The sequence below is a fragment of the Shewanella scandinavica genome (assembly GCF_031932065.1).
Classification (GTDB): domain Bacteria; phylum Pseudomonadota; class Gammaproteobacteria; order Enterobacterales; family Shewanellaceae; genus Shewanella; species Shewanella baltica.
In genome coordinates this window covers 89,034-107,449 of sequence record NZ_JAUOES010000005.1, presented here as the reverse complement: position 1 = coordinate 107,449, position 18,416 = coordinate 89,034, and the positions used below count along the sequence as shown (strand labels likewise).

The window sequence follows — 18,416 nt, the reverse complement described above, 5'->3', positions numbered from 1 at the left end:
CTATGCAAAATATGGTGATTTTGGGTGCTACCGGCTCTATAGGTGCCAGTACCTTAAGTGTGATCTCAGCGAATCCACTCGCTTATCGCGTGTATGGACTAGTGGCTAACGCCAGCGTCGATAAGATGCTCGCACTTTGTGTTGCTCACAGACCAAAAGTGGCGCATATGGTGGATGAAGCGGCAGCAAAACAGTTGCGTGCCGTTTTACCTGCGACGCTCAATATCCAAGTCACCACAGGCATGAATGATTTACTCGGTTTAGTGACCGCTGCCGAAGTGGATACTGTGATGGCGGCGATTGTTGGGGCTGCAGGGCTAGTACCGACGCTTGAAGCCGTAAAGGCGGGTAAGCGGGTATTACTGGCCAACAAAGAAGCCTTAGTCATGTCAGGTGAGCTGTTTATTGAGGCGACTAAGCGCTCTGGTGCTGTGCTCTTGCCTGTGGATAGTGAGCATAATGCCATCTTCCAATGTCTCCCCCAAGAAGTGCAAGCCAACCTTGGCCGTTGTGACTTAGCGGCATCGGGTATTTCCCATATTCTGTTAACCGGTTCTGGCGGGCCTTTCCTGCGCTCGGATTTGGCGACACTGGCCGCCATGACGCCAGCTCAGGCCTGTAAACATCCTAATTGGTCCATGGGACCTAAAATCTCCGTCGACTCCGCCACTATGATGAATAAGGGCTTAGAGTTTATTGAGGCGCGTTGGTTGTTTAACACTCAGGCTGAGCAACTGAAGGTGGTTATCCACCCGCAAAGCGTGATCCACTCTATGGTGCAGTACCGTGATGGTTCGGTTATCGCCCAAATGGGTAACCCAGATATGCGCACACCGATTGCCCATTGCATGGCTTATCCGCAAAGAATTCATTCGGGCGTTGAACCTTTAGATTTTTTCAAAGTCGGACAGTTAAGCTTTTATGAACCTGATTTTGAACGTTTCCCTTGTTTGGCTTTGGCTATGGAGGCGTGTGCCCAAGGCCAAGAGGCAACAACCGTATTAAATGCTGCCAATGAGGTCGCTGTTGAAGCATTCTTGCAGGGGCAAATTGGTTTTACGCAAATTGCAAAAGTGAATGAGGCTTGTTTAGTCACTGTGCCTAAACGTCCTATGGGCAGCATAGAAGATATTTTAGCCTTAGATGCGCAAACCCGCGTCTATGCGCGTGAGACATTAGCAAGCATCGCTTAGCTATAGCTGAGTGATGAAATTTATAACGTAAGGAGTGGGATGTTAGATTTTTTATGGAACTTAGGTTCTTTCATCGTTGCACTGGGTCTGTTAATTACTGCCCACGAATACGGCCATTTCTATATCGCGCGACGTTGTGGCGTGAAAGTCGAACGTTTCTCCATTGGTTTTGGTAAGGCTATTTGGCGCCGTGTTGGTAAAGACGGCACTGAATATGTGTTAGCCATGATCCCCCTTGGCGGCTATGTCAAAATGCTTGATGAGCGTGTTGAAGACGTTCCCGATGAATTAAAAGATCAAGCGTTCAATCGTAAAACCGTATGGCAACGTATTGCGATTGTGGCTGCTGGACCGATTGCGAATTTTATTTTTGCTATTGTTGCCCTGTATTTTATGTATTTGATTGGTGTGCCCTCACTGAAACCTGTTATCACATCGACAACGCCTGGGACTGCCGCCGCGCAAATTCAAGTTACTGAGCCCATGCAAATTACGGCCATTTCCGGTCAGGCTGTGCGTAACTGGGAAGAAGTGAATTTAGCCTTAGCGGGCCACATAGGCGATGAAAGCCTGAGTGTATCGCTGACGCCATTGAGCGGTTTGCAGGGCCTAGATTCCAGCGCGCGCTCTTATACCTTAGATACCCGCAATTGGCATTTTGATCCTGAAAAAGAATCGCCGATTACCACCTTAGGTTTAGGGATTTATCGCCCTGAAATTGTCCCGACAATAGCTGCAATTAGCCCTGACAGCGCCGCTGCCAAGAGCGAGCTGAAAGTCGGCGATACCTTAGTGGCGATAAATGGTAAAAATTATACCGATTGGCAGGCTTTTGTTGACATTATTCAACATTCTGCCAATGTGCCTGTGAGCTTAACTGTGCGTCGCAATGGCGAGCAGTTTAACGTGGCAGTGACACCGTTAAGCAGTAAAAACGCCGATGGCCAAGAGATAGGTATGCTGGGGGTGAGCCCAATCCAAGCGCCATGGCCAGACAATATGCGTTTACAACTTGAATATGGACCAATCGATTCTTTCGGCATCGCAGCGGATAAAACATGGCAACTTGTTGCTGTGAGCTTTAAGATGATTGGCAAATTATTTACCGGCGATGTGTCGGTGAAAAACCTGAGTGGACCCATCTCGATCGCACAGGGTGCGGGCAGTAGTGCAAACTATGGTCTGGTCTATTTTCTCGGGTTCCTCGCGCTCATCAGCGTCAATTTAGGCATCATTAACTTGTTGCCTTTACCTGTGCTCGATGGGGGACACCTGCTGTATTACTTTATTGAAGTAATAACTGGTAAACCTGTACCTGAAAAGGTGCAGGAAATAGGATTCAGATTTGGGGCAGCAATACTGCTGATGTTGATGAGCATTGCGCTTTTCAATGATTTTGCCCGACTCTGAGCAAGGACAGACTAATAATTAGAAGTGCTCTATGAGATTGAATAAACTTTTTGCCTCGATGTTATTCGTCGGTGCGTCGTTTTCAGGGACTGTGTTGGCTGATACTTTCCAACCGTTTGAAGTGACCGACATCCAAGTTGAAGGTTTGCAGCGAGTTGCACTCGGTGCTGCCCTGTTAAGCTTACCAGTAAAAGTAGGTGACACTGTTGACCAGTTAAGAATTCAACAAGCCATTAAAAGCTTGTATGCATCGACTAACTTTGAAAATGTCTCCGTGAGCCGAGATGGCGGCGTATTAGTGGTGAAAGTCACTGAACGTCCTACCATCAGTGCCGTGACATTTGATGGCAACAAAGACATTAAAGACGAACAGTTACAGGAAAGTCTGGACGGTTCTGGCGTTAAAGTCGGTGAGTCGCTCGATCGCACTATGTTGACCGGTATTGAAAAGGGTCTGCAGGATTTCTACTACGGCGTGGGTAAATACGGCGCTAAAGTGGAAGCTCAAGTGATCAACTTGCCCCGTAACCGGGTTGAGCTGAAATTTAAGTTCACCGAAGGTTTAGCGGCCGAAATCCGCCAAATTAACGTGGTCGGTAATCATGAGTTCACCGATGCTGAGTTGATTGGCATGCTGGAACTTAAAGATTATGTGGCTTGGTGGGATCTGTTTGGCGAACGCCGTTATCAGAAGCAAAAGCTGCAGGCCGATCTCGAGACCATCAAAACCTATTATCACAATAAAGGTTATATCCGCTTTGAAGTCACCTCGACTCAAGTGGCGATGACGCCTGACCGTAAAGGTTTATATATCACCATCAACGTAGATGAAGGTGAGAAGTATAAAGTTAAAGAAGTAAACCTGACGGGTGATTTGATGGGCCGTGAAGAGTTGATGAAATCAATTCTGCCAATCAAAGCGGGTGATATGTACAACGGCGGCGATGTGACTTTCACCGAAGAAATGTACAGCAAATATTTAGGCCGCTTCGGTTATGCCTACCCAGAAGTGAAAACGTACCCAGAAATTGATGATAAGACCAAAGAAGTCACCTTAAACATCAATGTTAAACCGGGTAAACGTGTTTACGTGCGTTCGATTAACTTCACTGGTAACACAGTGACCAAAGATGAAGTGATGCGCCGTGAACTGCGTCAGATGGAAGGGGCTTGGTTAAACTCTGCGCAAGTAGAGCTTTCAAAAGCTAACCTTAACCGTCTTGGATTTTTTGAAACCGTTGACACTGAAACCATTCAAGTGCCTGGCACTGATGATTTAGTCGATGTCGCGGTTAAAGTGAAAGAGCAGCCGTCGGGCTCATTCAACGCCGGTGTCGGTTATGGTACTGAATCAGGTTTGAGCTTGCAGTTTGGTGTGCAGCAAAATAACTTTTTAGGCACTGGTAATCAGGCTGGCGTGAGTTTGAGCACCAACAAGTACTCTAAGAACGTTAACTTATCCTATACCGATCCGTATTGGACTAAAGACCATGTCAGTTTAGGCGGTAGTATTTATTGGAGCGAGTTTGACGCCAATGAAGCTAACTTAGAACGTTATAAAAACAGTTCTTACGGTGTGGCGTTGAACTCGGGTTTCCCAATTAACGAATACAACCGTATCAACGGTGGTATCGGTTATCGTCATAACACGATTTCTGAGATTTCTGCCTATGAGCAAGCGCGTCGTTTCTATAACATCTACCGTGATAACGATCCAAATGCGGACCTAAGTTTCGATAACTTTGAACTGAGTTTGGGTTGGTCTCGTAGCACCTTGAACCGTGGGACTTTCCCAACAGACGGTTCGTCTCAACGTTTAAACGGTAAAATGACCTCGCCAGGGTCTGATTTACAGTACTTTAAGACAGACTTTGACACTAACTTCTATTTCCCTATAAACCGTAGTCAGAGCTTTGTGTTTTTGGCCCGTGGTCGATTAGGTTATGGTAACGGTTATGGTCAGTTTAATGATAACGACCAAATTCTGCCTTTCTGGGAAAACTATTACTCAGGTGGTAGTAGCTCGCTACGTGGCTTTAAGTCAAACTCAGTCGGTCCTCGCTCCTTCTATATGTATAGTGGCAGCGAACCTTGCTTCGATCCATCCGGTGACGGCTGCAATTTCCCTCAGCCGGATCCTGATAGTATTCAAGTGAGTTCTGGTCGCTCAATCGGTGGTAACGCCCTTGCGACAGCGAGCATGGAGTTGATTGTCCCAACACCATTCTTGGATGAGGCTTACACAAACTCAGTGCGTACAAGTTTCTTCGTTGATGCGGGTAACGTCTGGGATACTGAGTTTGATTACGATTATTATAAAAATAGCTTGCCAGCAGACGAGTTTGCTAAGTTACAGGATTACAGTGATCCAGCACGTTTACGCGCCTCTTGGGGCTTAAGTGTGCAGTGGTTATCACCTATGGGTCCTATGGTGTTTAGCTTAGCGTGGCCGATTAAAGAATACGAAGGCGACCAAACAGAGATCTTCTCTTTCAATATTGGCAAAACTTTTTAAAAGGCATACACTCGGCAAGTTTTGCTGACTATAACAAGGTAACAAGGAGTTTATTTTGAACAAGATGGTAAATCGCGCGCTGATGACGTTAGTTTTGTTAGGCGCGCCGTTAATGGCACATGCTGAGAAAATTGCCGTAGTGGATATGGGCGCTGTGTTCGAACAGCTACCACAACGTGAACAGATCTCTCAATCTCTGAAGAAAGAGTTTGGCGATCGCATGGCTGATGTCCAAAAAATGCAAGAAGAAATGCGCTCTCTAATGGAGAAGCAGCAACGTGACGGTGCGTTAATGAACGATGCACAAAAAACGGAACTGGTTCGTAAAATGGAATCGCTAAAATCTGAATATCAGTTAAAAGGCAAAGCATTGGATGAAGACTTACGTCGTCGCCAAGGTGAAGAGCAAAATAAACTGTTAGTTAAAGTGCAGAAAGCCATCAACACTATCGCTGAAAAAGACCAATATGATTTGGTATTACAACGTGGTGCAGTCATTTATGTTAAGCCTAACGCTGACATCAGTGGCAAAGTGGTTGAAGCCTTAAGCAAAGGCAAGTAATAGATGAATAGTGTGACTTTAAAAGAGCTAGGCCTGTTATTAGACGGTGATATCCAAGGCGACGAAACGCTAATTATTGATAGTGTGGCGACCTTGGAACATGCCAAAGCAGGTCAAATCTCTTTTTTAGCCAACAGTAAATATCGCTCTCAGCTTGAGGAGACTCAAGCGAGCGCGGTGTTATTGTCAGCTAAAGATGCGCAGGATTATCAAGGTACTGCGTTAATTGTAAAAGATCCTTATGTCGGTTTTGCCCGTGTTGCCCAGTATTTGGACACTACGCCTAAAGCGGCGGTGGGTATCCATCCTTCGGCTCAAATTGACGCTTCTGCCCATATAGGTGAAGGTGTTGCGATTGGGGCGAATGCGGTTATTGGTGCGAACGTCATTTTGGGTGAAAATGTCCAGATAGGTGCCGGTGTAGTGCTCGGACAAGATGTGGTTATTGGCTCAAAAACGCGTTTGTGGGCTAATGTTACCGTCTATCACGATGTGCATTTAGGACAAGATTGTATTATCCATTCGGGCGCTGTATTAGGCTCCGATGGTTTTGGTTATGCCAATGAACGCGGTCAGTGGATTAAAATCCCACAAACGGGCGGCGTTCGTATCGGCGATCGGGTTGAGATAGGTGCGAATTCAACGGTAGATCGGGGTGCATTAGGCCATACCGAGATCCACGATGGGGTGATTATCGATAACCAAGTACAAATTGCCCATAACGATATTATCGGTGAAAATACCGCAATCGCTGGCAGTACGACTATCGCTGGCAGTGTCACTATTGGTAAATATTGCATTATTGGCGGTAGTTGTGCCATCGCAGGTCATTTGAGCATTGCCGATGGTGTGCATGTGTCTGGTGCTACCAATATTACCACTAATATGCGTGAGCCCGGTTTATACTCTTCTGCCACAGTGGCAATGGACAATAAACTTTGGCGTAAAAATACAGTTCGTTTTCGTCAGTTAGATGAACTGTTCCAGCGTGTTAAAACGTTGGAAAAAAATTTAAAAACACCAGATTAATTGCTCCAAGGCAATTTGAGGAACTCGGTTCGTGTCTAATCAAATGAACACTATGGATATTAAAGAAATACTTAAATATCTACCCCATAGATATCCATTCCTATTGATCGATCGTGTGCTTGATTACACTCCTGGTGTTAGTCTGCAGGCGATCAAAAACGTTTCAATAAATGAGCCATTTTTTCAGGGACATTTCCCGGTTCAGCCTGTGATGCCAGGCGTGCTTATTTTAGAAGCCATGGCGCAGGCAACTGGCCTGTTAGCCTTCAAAACCATGAGCAGTGATGTGCCACCTCCAGGGGTGTTGTATTACTTTGCTGGTATCGACAATGCGCGTTTTAGACGTGTGGTTGAGCCAGGAGATCAAATCCATTTTGATGTCAAAATGATTAAAGAGCGCCGCGGGATTGGCGTCTTCTACGGTGAGGCCAAAGTGGATGGTGAAGTGGTTTGTTCCGCTGAAATCATGTGTGCCCGCAGAGAGATTAGTCAGTGATAGATACATTAGCGTTTGTGCATCCCGATGCAAAAATTGGCAATAACGTCACCATTGGCCCTTGGACTTATATCGGTGCAGGCGTTGAAATTGGTGATGATTGTTGGTTGAGTTCCCATGTGGTGGTCAAAGGCCCAACGATTATTGGCAAAGGTAATCGTATTTTTCAATTCGCCTCAGTAGGTGAAGAGTGCCAAGACAAAAAGTACGCTGGCGAACCCACACGACTGATCATTGGTGACAATAACGTCATCCGTGAAAACGTGACTATCCACCGCGGTACAGTCCAAGATAACAGTGAGACGCGTATTGGGTCGAACAACCTGTTTATGAACTATGTGCATATCGCCCATGACTGTGTGGTCGGCGACAATGTGATCATGGCCAATAACGCTTCTATCGCGGGTCACGTACATGTGGGTGATTGGGCGATTTTAGGCGGCATGACAGGTGTTCACCAGTTTGTGCATATCGGTGCCCATGCGTTTACTGCAGGTTGTTCTTTAGTGCTGCAGGATGTACCTCCCTTTGTGATGGCGGCGGGTCAACCGACGATTCCACGCGGTTTAAACAGCGAAGGCATGAAACGTCGTGGTTTTTCTAAAGAAAGCCAATTGGCAGTGCGCCGTGCTTATAAAACCTTATATCGCAGCAGCTTGACAGTTGAAGAAGCGATTGAAGCGTTGGCTGAAGATGCGCAGAGCGATGAGCAAGTGAAATTGTTCCTTGAATTTGTAAAGTCATCGAATCGCGGCATTATTCGCTAACTTGATGACCACACGACAACAAAAGGGCATTTTTATGCCCTTTTGTATTATTGGCTTAAGCCTATTGGGTGGTTAGACGTTGTCGTTAGCAATGTCCTTGTGTATTCAACCATCAATGAGCTTAATCATTAATTTACAGCAGTATGGCTTGGCATGATGCGTTTTAGCTGTTGTTCGCCCCGTCATCCAATGTCATTCATTCATGAGACATGATTGGTTTATGAGCAATAAAACTCCATTAGTGTTTGCCATGGTTGCCGGAGAACTCTCGGGCGATATTTTAGGCGCAGGTTTAATGGCGGCGCTGCAAAAGACTCATCCCGATGCGCATTTTGTCGGTATCGGTGGTCCCCGCATGGAAGCCCTTGGCTTTAAATCCCTGTTTGCGATGGAAGAACTCGCCGTGATGGGAATTGTTGAAGTGCTATCCCGTTTGCCTCGTTTATTAACAGTACGTGCCTCCCTGATTAAAGAGATTACCGCGCTTAAGCCCGATTGTTTTATTGGCATTGATGCACCGGACTTTAATATTGGTCTTGAGCTTAAACTCAAAGCGCGCGGCATTAAGACGGTCCATTATGTGAGTCCGTCTGTGTGGGCGTGGCGCCCAAAACGGATATTCAAAATCGCCAAGGCTACTCATATGGTGCTATCGCTGTTGCCCTTTGAGAAAGCGTTTTACGATCAGCATCAGGTGCCTTGTACCTTTGTGGGTCATACTTTGGCTGACGATATTCCTTTCCAAAGTGATAAAGCTGCAGCCCGTGCCTTGCTTGGATTAGATGCCGATGCTGAATACTTAGCGATTCTGCCCGGTTCCCGTGGTGGAGAGCTAAAGCAACTGGCTGAGCCTTTTGTTAAGGCGGCTTTACTGATTAAACAGAACTTCCCTGATATACGTTTTGTGACCCCGCTGGTGAATCAAAAACGCCGTGACCAATTTGAGCAAGCACTGAAGGATTTTGCGCCTGATCTTGAAATCCACATGATTGAAGGCCAGTCCCGTGAAGTGATGGCAGCGGCCGATGGCATTTTATTGGCCTCTGGCACTGCGACGTTAGAAGCCATGTTGGTCAAGCGTCCTATGGTGGTGGCTTATCGTGTGAGCCCGATAACCTATCGCATTGCTAAGCGCATGATGCAGGTCGAGCGTTTCTCGTTACCGAATTTGCTTGCTGGAAAAGATCTCGTCCCAGAACTTATCCAAGAAGATTGCACCCCAGAGAAAATTGCGGCGGCCGTGACCCTTGAGCTCAATCGCGATTTTGCGCCGCTTAAAGCTGAGTTTGAAGCACTACACCAAGTATTACGTCGTGATGCGAGCTTAAAAGCTGCAGAAGCGGTAATGGCGCTGGTTGAGCCTAAACACACTCAGGCTAAATTACCGGAGGCTAATTAGTGGCAACCTATAAAAGTTTAACTGAAGCCGATTTGCTGGCCTTTTCGACGGGGTTGATTGCCGGAGTGGATGAAGTCGGCCGTGGCCCCTTAGTCGGCGACGTCGTCACTGCCGCAGTGATTTTGGATCCGAGCAAGCCCATCAGTGGCCTGAATGATTCGAAAAAACTCACTGAGAAGCGCCGCGAAACTCTGTTCGATGAGATTTGTGATAAAGCTTTGTGTTATCACGTTGGCCGCGCCAGTCCTGCTGAAATCGATGAGCTGAATATTCTGCACGCCACTATGTTGGCGATGCAGCGCGCGGTTGCTGGGCTTAATATTGCCCCTGAGCTTGTGCTTGTGGATGGTAATCGTAGCCCCATCTTTATTGCCCATAATGGCGTCTCGCTTACCAGTCACAGCATCATTAAAGGTGATGGTTTAATTGCCAGTATTAGTGCCGCATCGATTATCGCCAAAGTGACGCGGGATCGTGAGATGGATGTGCTCGATGCTGCTTATCCGCAATATGGTTTTGCTCAGCATAAAGGCTATCCAACAAAGGCACATTTTGAGGCCATCGCCGAACATGGGGTATTTGACCAATATCGTAAAAGTTTCAAACCCGTCAAAGCATTACTGGGACTGTGAGCGCTGATTTTTAGCATTTGATCCAAACAAGCCGAAATAGGTATCTTGAGGTTGTTTGGGTATATAGTTGCCGTTATCCTGCAAAGTCACTGGCTCTGGCTGCGTGACTTTGTTAGGCTGCTTTCTAGTTATTGTTAACCTGCTATTCAAAGATAATCCTAATTATGTCCGATCCTCGTTTTGTGCATCTTCGTGTCCACAGTGACTTCTCTATGACCGATGGCGTGGCCAAGGTTAAGCCGATTTTGGCGCAGGTGGAAGCGCAGGGAATGGCGGCTGTCGCCCTGACTGATCAAAACAACTTTTGTGGTTTGGTGAAGTTTTACAGTGGTTGCCATGGTGCGGGGATCAAGCCGATAATCGGCGCCGATTTTTGGATGCAAGTGCCTGGATTTGAAGGCGAATTATGCGCCTTGACCATCATTGCGATGAACAATGTCGGTTATCAGAATCTGACCCAAATTATCAGTCAAGCCTATTTGCGTGGCCAAGTGGCCGGCCGTGTAGTGATAGACCAAGAGTGGTTACTCACCTATAACGAAGGCATTTTGTTGTTATCAGGCGCCAAAGAAGGCGATCTGGGTAAGGCGCTGCTCAAGGGCAATGGCACACAAGTCGAATCTTTATGTGAGTTTTATCAAACCCATTTCGCCGATCGCTATTTTCTTGAACTTATCCGCACTGGACGCCCAGACGAAGAGCGCTATCTGCACATGGCTGTGGCCTTAGCGCAGGAGAAAGGGATTCCCGTGGTCGCCACCAATCAGGTGGTGTTCCTTAAACCTGAAGATTTCGATGCCCATGAAATTCGCGTCGCTATCCACGATGGCTTTACCCTTGCCGATCCTCGCCGACCTAAAAAATACAGTGAACAGCAGTATTTGCGTAGCGAAGAGGAAATGTGTGAACTATTCGCCGACATTCCTGCGGCGTTGGCGAACAGTGTCGAAATCGCTAAACGCTGTAATGTAACGATCCGTTTATACGAATATTTCCTGCCCAACTTCCCGACGGGCGATATGTCCATCGAAGACTTTCTGGTCGATTGTTCGAAGAAGGGTCTTGAAGAGCGGCTCGAGTTTTTGTTCCCCGATCCTGAAGTGCGCGCCGAGAAACGCGGCGAATACGATGAGCGCCTCGACATTGAACTTAAAGTGATCAACCAGATGGGTTTCCCTGGTTACTTCTTGATCGTAATGGAGTTCATCCAATGGGGTAAAGATAACGGTATTCCAGTAGGGCCTGGTCGTGGCTCGGGCGCGGGTTCACTCGTGGCCTATGCGCTTAAGATTACCGATTTAGACCCATTGGAATTTGATCTGCTATTCGAGCGATTCCTCAATCCAGAGCGGGTTTCCATGCCCGACTTTGACGTCGACTTTTGTATGGATAGACGTGATGAGGTTATTGATCACGTGGCCGAATTGTACGGCCGTGAAGCGGTATCGCAAATCATCACCTTCGGTACTATGGCGGCGAAAGCGGTTATCCGTGACGTTGGCCGTGTGCTGGGTCATCCCTATGGTTTTGTTGACCGAATTTCTAAACTCATTCCACCAGAACCAGGCATGACGCTGGCGAAAGCGTTTGAGGTTGAGCCTGCACTGCAAGAATCCTATGATGCCGATGAAGACGTCAAAGATCTGATCGACATGTGCCGTAAGCTAGAAGGTGTGACCCGTAACGCCGGTAAGCACGCGGGTGGTGTGGTGATTGCACCGACAAAAATTACCGATTTTGCGCCGCTCTATTGCGACGCTGAAGGTAAAAACCCAGTAACCCAATTCGATAAAAACGACGTCGAAACTGCAGGTCTGGTTAAATTCGACTTTTTGGGTTTACGTACTTTGACTATCATCGACTGGGCACTGGAGATGGTGAATAAGGTCGAAGTCAAAAACGGTCGTCCGCCTGTGCGTATTGAAGCGATTCCGTTAACGGATCCTGCGTCGTTCCGCCTGTTGCAAAAGTATGAAACCACAGCAGTATTCCAGCTGGAATCCCGTGGTATGAAGGATTTGATTAAGCGTCTGCAGCCCGACTGTTTTGAAGACATGATCGCACTGGTGGCATTGTTCCGACCCGGTCCGTTGCAATCGGGCATGGTAGATAACTTTATCGAGCGTAAGCATGGGCGCGAGGAAGTATCTTATCCCGATTCTCAGTACCAGCATGAATCACTAAAAGAACTGTTATCGCCAACCTACGGCATTATTCTGTATCAAGAGCAAGTGATGCAGATTGCACAGGTGCTGTCGGGTTACACCCTTGGTGGCGCCGATATGCTCCGCCGTGCTATGGGTAAGAAAAAGCCCGAAGAGATGGCCAAGCAGCGCAGCATTTTTAAAGAAGGCGCAATCAATAACGGCGTCGACGGCGATTTGTCGATGAAGATCTTCGACTTAGTGGAAAAGTTCGCCGGCTACGGTTTTAACAAATCTCACTCAGCCGCCTATGCGTTGGTGTCTTATCAGACCTTATGGCTAAAAACCCATTATCCTGCGCAGTTTATGGCGGCGGTAATGTCGGCTGATATGGACAACACAGATAAAATTGTGACCTTGGTCGATGAATGTGAGCGTATGGGGCTACCGCTCATTCCTCCGGATGTGAACAAAGGCTTGTTCAAATTTACCGTTGATGATGATCTGCGCATTGTTTATGGCATTGGTGCCATTAAAGGTGTGGGTGAAGGCCCAGTTGAATCGATTTTAGAGGCGCGTAAGGATGGCCCCTTCGTGGATCTATTCGATTTTTGCGCCCGTATCGATTTGAAAAAGCTCAATAAGCGCGTGATTGAAAAGCTTATCTGCGCGGGGGCACTCGATACTCTTGGACCACATCGTGCGTCTATGATGGCAACCTTGCCCGAAGCGATTCGCGCCGCCGATCAACACGCTAAAGCTGAGGCGATTGGTCAACACGATATGTTTGGTTTGCTCAACAGTGAACCCGAAGATAGTAAGCAGCAGTTTGTTGAATGTACCCCTTGGCCGGATAAAATTTGGCTCGAAGGCGAGCGTGAAACCTTAGGCTTGTATTTGACCGGTCATCCGATCAATCAATATTTAAAAGAGCTTAAGCATTACACTTCTGGCCGTTTGAAAGATGTGCATCCGACCGAGCGCGGTAAAACCGCTAAGGCTGCGGGATTAGTGGTGGCAACACGCGTGATGTTGACTAAGCGCGGCTCGAAAATGGGCCTGTTGACGCTTGATGATAAGAGCGCGCGTCTTGAAATCATGTTGTTTACCGAAGCCTTTGAAAAGTTTAATCATCTGCTGGAGAAAGACCGCATCCTCATTTGTGAAGGTGAGGTGAGTTATGATGATTTTGCCGGCGGTAACCGTATGACGGCGCGTAACATTATAGATATCAGTGAGGCGCGCAGCCACTTTGCCAAAGCGCTGGAAATTGATATGGATGGCAGCGAGTTAACACCATCGGCGTTAGACACTTTCGAGCAAGCCCTAAGCCCGTGGCGTAACGGTGCTGTGCCTGTGGTGATCAATTACACTCAAGCTCAAGCCAAAGGTCAGTTTAGGTTAGCCGATGCTTGGCGAGTGAATCCGACCGATGACTTGATGCTCTCGCTCGAATCGCTCCTCGGGCCAAACAAGGTGAGAATTTTATTCTAATGTTGGCGAATGTCTTAGGTGTAAACAGATGAAGTTAACTTATGTCGGCTAAGCGTGACGAAGCGTTGACTGCTGGCGATCTCAGCGCGCATATCTGTGATTTTTTGGCAGCGCAATCCTTAGCGCCTGACAGCAAGTTAGTGCTGGCTTACAGTGGCGGAGTTGATTCCGAAGTCTTGGCCTTTGGTTTAAGCCAGTTTGCACGGCAACATCCGGAGTTTAATTATCAGCTAGTGTATGTACACCATGGCCTAAGCGATAACGCTGAGGCTTGGGCACTGCATTGCCTTGAGCGGGGCCTGTATTACGATCTGCCCGTGACGGTTGAGCGAGTCACGGTTAATCGTGGGCCAAGATTGAGCCTTGAAGCCGAAGCGCGCAAAGCGCGTTATCTGGCGATTGAGCGGCATTTAAGTGCCAATGATGTGTTGCTGACGGCTCACCATGAAGACGATCAGCTTGAGACTATCTTACTGGCACTCAAGCGGGGTCAGGGGCCTAAAGGGCTGGCGGCCATGGGACAAGTGCAAGCATTAGCACATGGCAGACAACTGCGGCCGTTATTGGATATCAGCCGTGAGCAAATTGAAGCCTACGCAAAACAGCAAGGCTTAGTGCATATCGAAGATGAAAGTAATCAAGACGATAAGTTCGATCGTAATTTTTTACGTTTAGAAATCATTCCCCGTTTAAAAGCGCGTTGGCCGAGTATCGCTGCAACCGCGAGTCGTAGCGCGGCATTGTGCGCCGAGCAACAGGCAACGCTGGATTTACAGGTGAGTGAACGTTTACCTTTATGGTTAACCCAAGCGCCTTACCATACTCAAAGTGTATTTAAACTCGAGGGTTTTGCCGAGCAGTCAGCCGACTGGCAAGCGTTACTCTTGCGGGGATTTATCGAATCACAAGGTTTTGCCTTGCCCTCAAAGGTGCTGCTTAATCAGATCATCACTCAGCTGTTAACCGCGAAAGATGATGCCAAAGTGCATATTCGTGTCGGTGAGTGTGAAATCCGCCGCTTTGCTAATCAAGTGTATTTATTTAAGTATCAAACTCACAAACGTCACACTCAGCCTGTGAGTTGGACGTTGACACAGCATGACTTTATTTCTTTATTACAGGGAGATAGTGCCGAATTAGTCGTGTCGCCAGCGGGCTTAGCAAATGGTGAGCAGATTAGGCTGATAGTGACAAAGCAAGGGGCTAGAGCTCGCTTTCCTCGGCCAGATGAAGTGGTTAGCGTGCGTTATCAACTTGCGGGTCAATGTCGCTGTCATCCCCATTCCCGTGGCAAGGGCCGAGAATTAAAGAAACTGTGGCAAGAGTTTGCCGTTCCGCCTTGGGTACGTGAAAAGATCGGTTTCGTGTTCTATAACGAGCAACTGGTGATGGCGATTGGGCTGTGGGTTGAAAAAAGCTTTATTCTTGAGTCGAATGGACTAGGTTTGCAGGTCTCTCAAACTTCTGTTTAAGTGCTTGTTTAAGCTTTTTTTCAAGAGCTTGTTCAAGTGCCTGTTGGCGAAGCAAGGGGTTTGGGTTGGGAGTTGTCGCTGGAGTTTTTGTGAGTCGTTGCGGCGTTATTCTTTTTAAGTAGGAAAGCAGCAAAGTAAGAAAGAGTAGGTCGCAGCACGTCAGTTTGATTCGAATCTTCCTTGAGATCTACATTGAGATATTAACCTTCCTTTAGTTTTGAACCTTCACCGATTACGCGCTGCGAGTGAGTTATCGCATTTCATTTGGCATCCCTGCGTGTCTAAACTAATTGATTTTGGCTGAGTTTATAGCAGTTACGCCCGGCTGCTTTGGCTTGATATAGTGCCTTATCGGCAAGTTCATAAAGTTGTTCGGCTTCAATGGTATCGTGTGATTCTGCCGCACCTAGACTACAGCTCACTCCAAACTGAGTGAAACTACTGTGCTGATTGATGGCCGACACAATCCGTTCGCACAACAAGCCTGCCGCATGAATATTACCTTGGACAATAATAACGAATTCGTCACCACCAATCCGGAATGCTTGATCCGTATTACGTATGGTCGCACGAATGATGTCGCCAAATTCCTTCAGAATATAATCACCGCACTTATGGCCGAATTTATCATTTAGCTGTTTAAAGTTATCTAAATCGAGCACTATGAGTGCGACAGAGCCTTGTTTTCTATGGGCTCTGGCGGTCGCATTGCTGAGACTTTGACTGTAGTAATGGCGATTACCTAAACCTGTGAGCGAGTCAAACATGGCTTGCATCGACATTTCTTGGTATTGCATCGCATTTAATAACGGTTGCAATAACAGCGGCTCAATCTCTTTCAGGTTCGAGGTTTGCGATGGCGTCAGTGGCGTCAATAACTGGTACTGAATCGTCAGCGGCATACCAGCACATATCAGCTGTCGTTTGACGCTGATACCATAACGTTTGCCCCAGCTTAATTTATGTTCGCCATAACTTAAGCGCACACCTTGGATCGGCAAGTGTTGTCCCAGCACTTTGCCATAGCAGGCAAAGACTGTCCTTGGATCTAAACTGGCGTGCAGTTGTTGGATCACTTGTACCAAGTCCAATGGATTATCATTGGGACTATAATGTTCTGTTTGATAGCGATATTCGTCGGGATATAGCTCGGTCGCTAGGCCAAAGTCCATAATCATCACTCCAGCAAATGTTAGTGCGATACATCTCTTACCTAGTCTAAGCAAATACCGTGCCGTTATATTTGTTAATAAAATTTGTCTTTGTTAGTCATTCAGTTAAGCTTAAAACTCAGCGTTAGTTTTTTTTGACACGTCAGCATTTTGACAGGAGTCATAGCCCCAATGGAACATAGCTTCTTAATCCAAGTACTACTTATGCTAGTGATTGCCATTGTGGCTATTGCTGTGCTGCGCCGTTTGGGCTTACCCGCAATTCTGGCTTATTTACTCACTGGTGTAGTGAGTGGACCGAGCGGTTTTCATTGGTTTACCCAGCATCAAATGCAATCTGTCGCTGAACTTGGGGTAGTGCTACTGATGTTTACCTTAGGCTTAGAGTTCTCTGTGCCGCGGCTGTGGGCCATGCGCCGTACCGTATTTGGCTTAGGCAGTGCACAGATGGTAATAACGACCCTGTTGACTATGGGCGTGGCCCTGTTGTGTGGTCTTAATTGGGTAGAAGCCTTGGTTATCGGAGCTGCCATTGCCTTATCATCCACTGCCATAGTCCTTAAATTACTCAATGAGCAAGGATGGTTGCGTCGTCGTCATGGTGAGCTATCCGTCAGTGTCTTATTATTCCAAGATTTAGCGGTTGTGCCGCTGTTGATCCTATTGCCATTATTGGCCAATGGCGGCGAACCTTTGATGCTTGCGGATATCGCCTTTGCCTTACTCAAAGGTATTTTGGCCTTTTTCCTCTTGATGGCTTTTGGCAAATGGGCACTGCCGCGGATTTTTGACGAAGTTGCCCGCTCCCGCTCTAACGAACTCTTCGTGTTATCAACACTGGTGGTGGCCTTAGTGACAGGCGCATTTACCCAATGGTTGGGGTTATCTATGGCATTGGGGGCATTTATGGCGGGTATGCTACTAGGAGAAAGCCAGTACCGTCGCCAACTTGAGGCGGATATCCGGCCGTTTCGCGATCTATTGATGGGGCTGTTTTTCATCTCCATCGGCATGATGCTGGACTTTACCTTAGTGATGCGTTTCTGGTGGCAGATATTGTTGATCTTAGTGGCCGTTGTAATAGGTAAGGCGCTGATCATTCATGGGATCTTAAGATTGGTTGGTGAACCCTTTCGGATTGCGATGAGCACCGCCATGAGCCTAGCCCAAGTGGGCGAATTTAGTTTTGTGGTGTTGGCTTTAGCGGTTAACTATCAACTTTTAGACAATGAAATCAGTACCATGTTAGTCATGGTCGCCGTACTTTCCATGACGATAGCCCCGTGGTTAGTTCGCCATAGTGTGGATATTGCTAAGTGGGTGTTAGGAATAAGGCAGGCAAAACATGTGGATGAAGCTGTGCCACTCTTGATGGATGAGCATGATCTGGTGATGATTTTTGGTTACGGCCGAGTCGGGCAGACTATCGCCCGTTTTTTGAAAACTGAAGCTGTACCTTATCTGGTCATGGATCTCGATCCGACTCGTGTCTCTGAGGCGCGTCGTGCCGGCGAACCTATTTACTTCGGGGATGTGTGTAAACGGGCGATGTTAAAACAAATAGGCGTTAAGCAGGCCAAGATGATCGTCATCACTTTTTGTGAATCGCGCAGTTTAGAAGAAGTCCTACCCTTATGTAAGTTATTGGCGCCAGAAGCTAAAATTTTAGTCAGAACTAAAGACGACAGTGATCTAGACTTGCTGAAAAAAGCGGGTGCCAATCAAGTGATCCCAGAATCTTTAGAAGGTAGTTTGATGCTAGTGTCACAGGTATTGCATCAATGCGGTGTGCCATTAGCGCGGATTTTAAAACGTTTAGAGTCAGAGCGGCGCAATCATTATCAATTTTTACATGGTTTTTTTTCCGGTACAGAAACCGACTTCACCTTAGAGTCATTGCATGCGGTGGCGTTACCGCGTGGCGCAGATGCGATTGGTAAAACCGTTGCCGATATTATGTGGGAAACCTTAAGAGTTGAGTTAAGGGCGATTCGTCGCAGTGGCGCCGAAGTGGAACATCCTGAGCAGGACTGGGTTTTTCGTGCAGGGGATATCTTACTGATAGTGGGTAAACCACGAAGACTTGAGAAAGCGGAAGCTAAACTGCTGCACGGCTAAAGGTTAATGGTCA

At 47.2% G+C, this 18,416-nt stretch carries 13 protein-coding genes; 12 read left to right on the top strand and 1 reads right to left on the bottom strand.

Going from position 1 to position 18,416, the window contains the following annotated elements; all coding sequences use genetic code 11:
* Positions 1–2: 2 nt before the first annotated feature.
* The 11 genes from ispC to tilS all read left to right on the top strand — a co-directional run bounded on the left by ispC (position 3) and on the right by tilS (position 15,113).
* Entirely contained in the window at positions 3–1,193 is a 1,191-nt protein-coding gene (gene ispC / locus Q4Q50_RS05575) for a 1-deoxy-D-xylulose-5-phosphate reductoisomerase (protein WP_311898753.1), read from the top strand.
* A 39-nt stretch (positions 1,194–1,232) separates the two neighbouring features.
* Positions 1,233–2,603, top strand: coding sequence for a sigma E protease regulator RseP (gene rseP, locus Q4Q50_RS05570; protein ID WP_311898751.1), 1,371 nt, complete (start codon positions 1,233–1,235; stop codon positions 2,601–2,603).
* A gap of 31 nt (positions 2,604–2,634) precedes the next feature.
* On the top strand, positions 2,635–5,118 hold the full coding sequence (bamA, locus tag Q4Q50_RS05565; protein ID WP_311898750.1) for an outer membrane protein assembly factor BamA: 2,484 nt from the start codon (positions 2,635–2,637) through the stop codon (positions 5,116–5,118).
* Between the two features lie 64 nt (positions 5,119–5,182).
* Positions 5,183–5,680 carry an OmpH/Skp family outer membrane protein gene (locus tag Q4Q50_RS05560; RefSeq protein WP_011846353.1) on the top strand — a complete coding sequence of 166 codons (498 nt, stop codon included), beginning with the start codon at positions 5,183–5,185 and terminating at the stop codon, positions 5,678–5,680.
* 3 nt (positions 5,681–5,683) lie between these two features.
* A complete protein-coding gene (lpxD, locus tag Q4Q50_RS05555) occupies positions 5,684–6,709 on the top strand; it encodes a UDP-3-O-(3-hydroxymyristoyl)glucosamine N-acyltransferase (RefSeq protein ID WP_311898749.1) in 1,026 nt (341 codons plus the stop codon).
* Between the two features lie 31 nt (positions 6,710–6,740).
* Positions 6,741–7,205 carry a 3-hydroxyacyl-ACP dehydratase FabZ gene (fabZ, locus tag Q4Q50_RS05550; RefSeq protein WP_106650029.1) on the top strand — a complete coding sequence of 155 codons (465 nt, stop codon included), beginning with the start codon at positions 6,741–6,743 and terminating at the stop codon, positions 7,203–7,205.
* Complete coding sequence (gene lpxA / locus Q4Q50_RS05545) at positions 7,202–7,972, top strand: acyl-ACP--UDP-N-acetylglucosamine O-acyltransferase (protein ID WP_126492384.1); 771 nt, start codon at positions 7,202–7,204, stop codon at positions 7,970–7,972. Before fabZ ends, lpxA begins: the two co-directional genes overlap by 4 nt.
* Before the next feature lie 220 nt (positions 7,973–8,192).
* Positions 8,193–9,371, top strand: a complete 1,179-nt coding sequence (lpxB, locus tag Q4Q50_RS05540; protein WP_311898746.1) for a lipid-A-disaccharide synthase — start codon at positions 8,193–8,195, stop codon at positions 9,369–9,371.
* Positions 9,371–10,003 carry a ribonuclease HII gene (gene rnhB / locus Q4Q50_RS05535; RefSeq protein WP_220775779.1) on the top strand — a complete coding sequence of 211 codons (633 nt, stop codon included), beginning with the start codon at positions 9,371–9,373 and terminating at the stop codon, positions 10,001–10,003. The genes lpxB and rnhB overlap by 1 nt, the downstream gene beginning before the upstream one ends.
* A 164-nt stretch (positions 10,004–10,167) precedes the next feature.
* Positions 10,168–13,641, top strand: coding sequence for a DNA polymerase III subunit alpha (gene dnaE / locus Q4Q50_RS05530; protein WP_220592478.1), 3,474 nt, complete (start codon positions 10,168–10,170; stop codon positions 13,639–13,641).
* A 41-nt stretch (positions 13,642–13,682) separates the two neighbouring features.
* Positions 13,683–15,113 carry a tRNA lysidine(34) synthetase TilS gene (gene tilS, locus Q4Q50_RS05525; RefSeq protein ID WP_311898743.1) on the top strand — a complete coding sequence of 477 codons (1,431 nt, stop codon included), beginning with the start codon at positions 13,683–13,685 and terminating at the stop codon, positions 15,111–15,113.
* Between the two features lie 281 nt (positions 15,114–15,394).
* On the opposite strand, the gene dgcS is transcribed toward tilS, so the two are convergent.
* Positions 15,395–16,285 (bottom strand): diguanylate cyclase DgcS, encoded by an 891-nt coding sequence (dgcS, locus tag Q4Q50_RS05520; RefSeq protein ID WP_006080996.1) that lies wholly within the window; start codon positions 16,283–16,285, stop codon positions 15,395–15,397.
* Between the two features lie 171 nt (positions 16,286–16,456).
* Here dgcS and Q4Q50_RS05515 point away from each other — a divergent pair, with 171 nt between their 5' ends.
* Positions 16,457–18,403: a monovalent cation:proton antiporter family protein gene (locus Q4Q50_RS05515; RefSeq protein ID WP_311898741.1), complete on the top strand. Its 1,947-nt coding sequence runs from the start codon at positions 16,457–16,459 to the stop codon at positions 18,401–18,403.
* Positions 18,404–18,416 lie beyond the last annotated feature (13 nt).

Bases quoted from the DNA above. Each gene is read 5' to 3' on its own strand.
- lpxB (WP_311898746.1), top strand. From the start codon at position 8,193: ATGAGCAATAAAACTCCATTAGTGTTTGCCATGGTTGCCGGAGAACTC.
- Q4Q50_RS05515 (WP_311898741.1), top strand. From the start codon at position 16,457: ATGGAACATAGCTTCTTAATCCAAGTACTACTTATGCTAGTGATTGCC.
- rseP (WP_311898751.1), top strand. From the start codon at position 1,233: ATGTTAGATTTTTTATGGAACTTAGGTTCTTTCATCGTTGCACTGGGT.
- tilS (WP_311898743.1), top strand. From the start codon at position 13,683: ATGTCGGCTAAGCGTGACGAAGCGTTGACTGCTGGCGATCTCAGCGCG.
- ispC (WP_311898753.1), top strand. From the start codon at position 3: ATGCAAAATATGGTGATTTTGGGTGCTACCGGCTCTATAGGTGCCAGT.
- dnaE (WP_220592478.1), top strand. From the start codon at position 10,168: ATGTCCGATCCTCGTTTTGTGCATCTTCGTGTCCACAGTGACTTCTCT.
- lpxD (WP_311898749.1), top strand. From the start codon at position 5,684: ATGAATAGTGTGACTTTAAAAGAGCTAGGCCTGTTATTAGACGGTGAT.
- bamA (WP_311898750.1), top strand. From the start codon at position 2,635: ATGAGATTGAATAAACTTTTTGCCTCGATGTTATTCGTCGGTGCGTCG.
- dgcS (WP_006080996.1), bottom strand. From the start codon at position 16,285: ATGGACTTTGGCCTAGCGACCGAGCTATATCCCGACGAATATCGCTAT.
- Q4Q50_RS05560 (WP_011846353.1), top strand. From the start codon at position 5,183: ATGGTAAATCGCGCGCTGATGACGTTAGTTTTGTTAGGCGCGCCGTTA.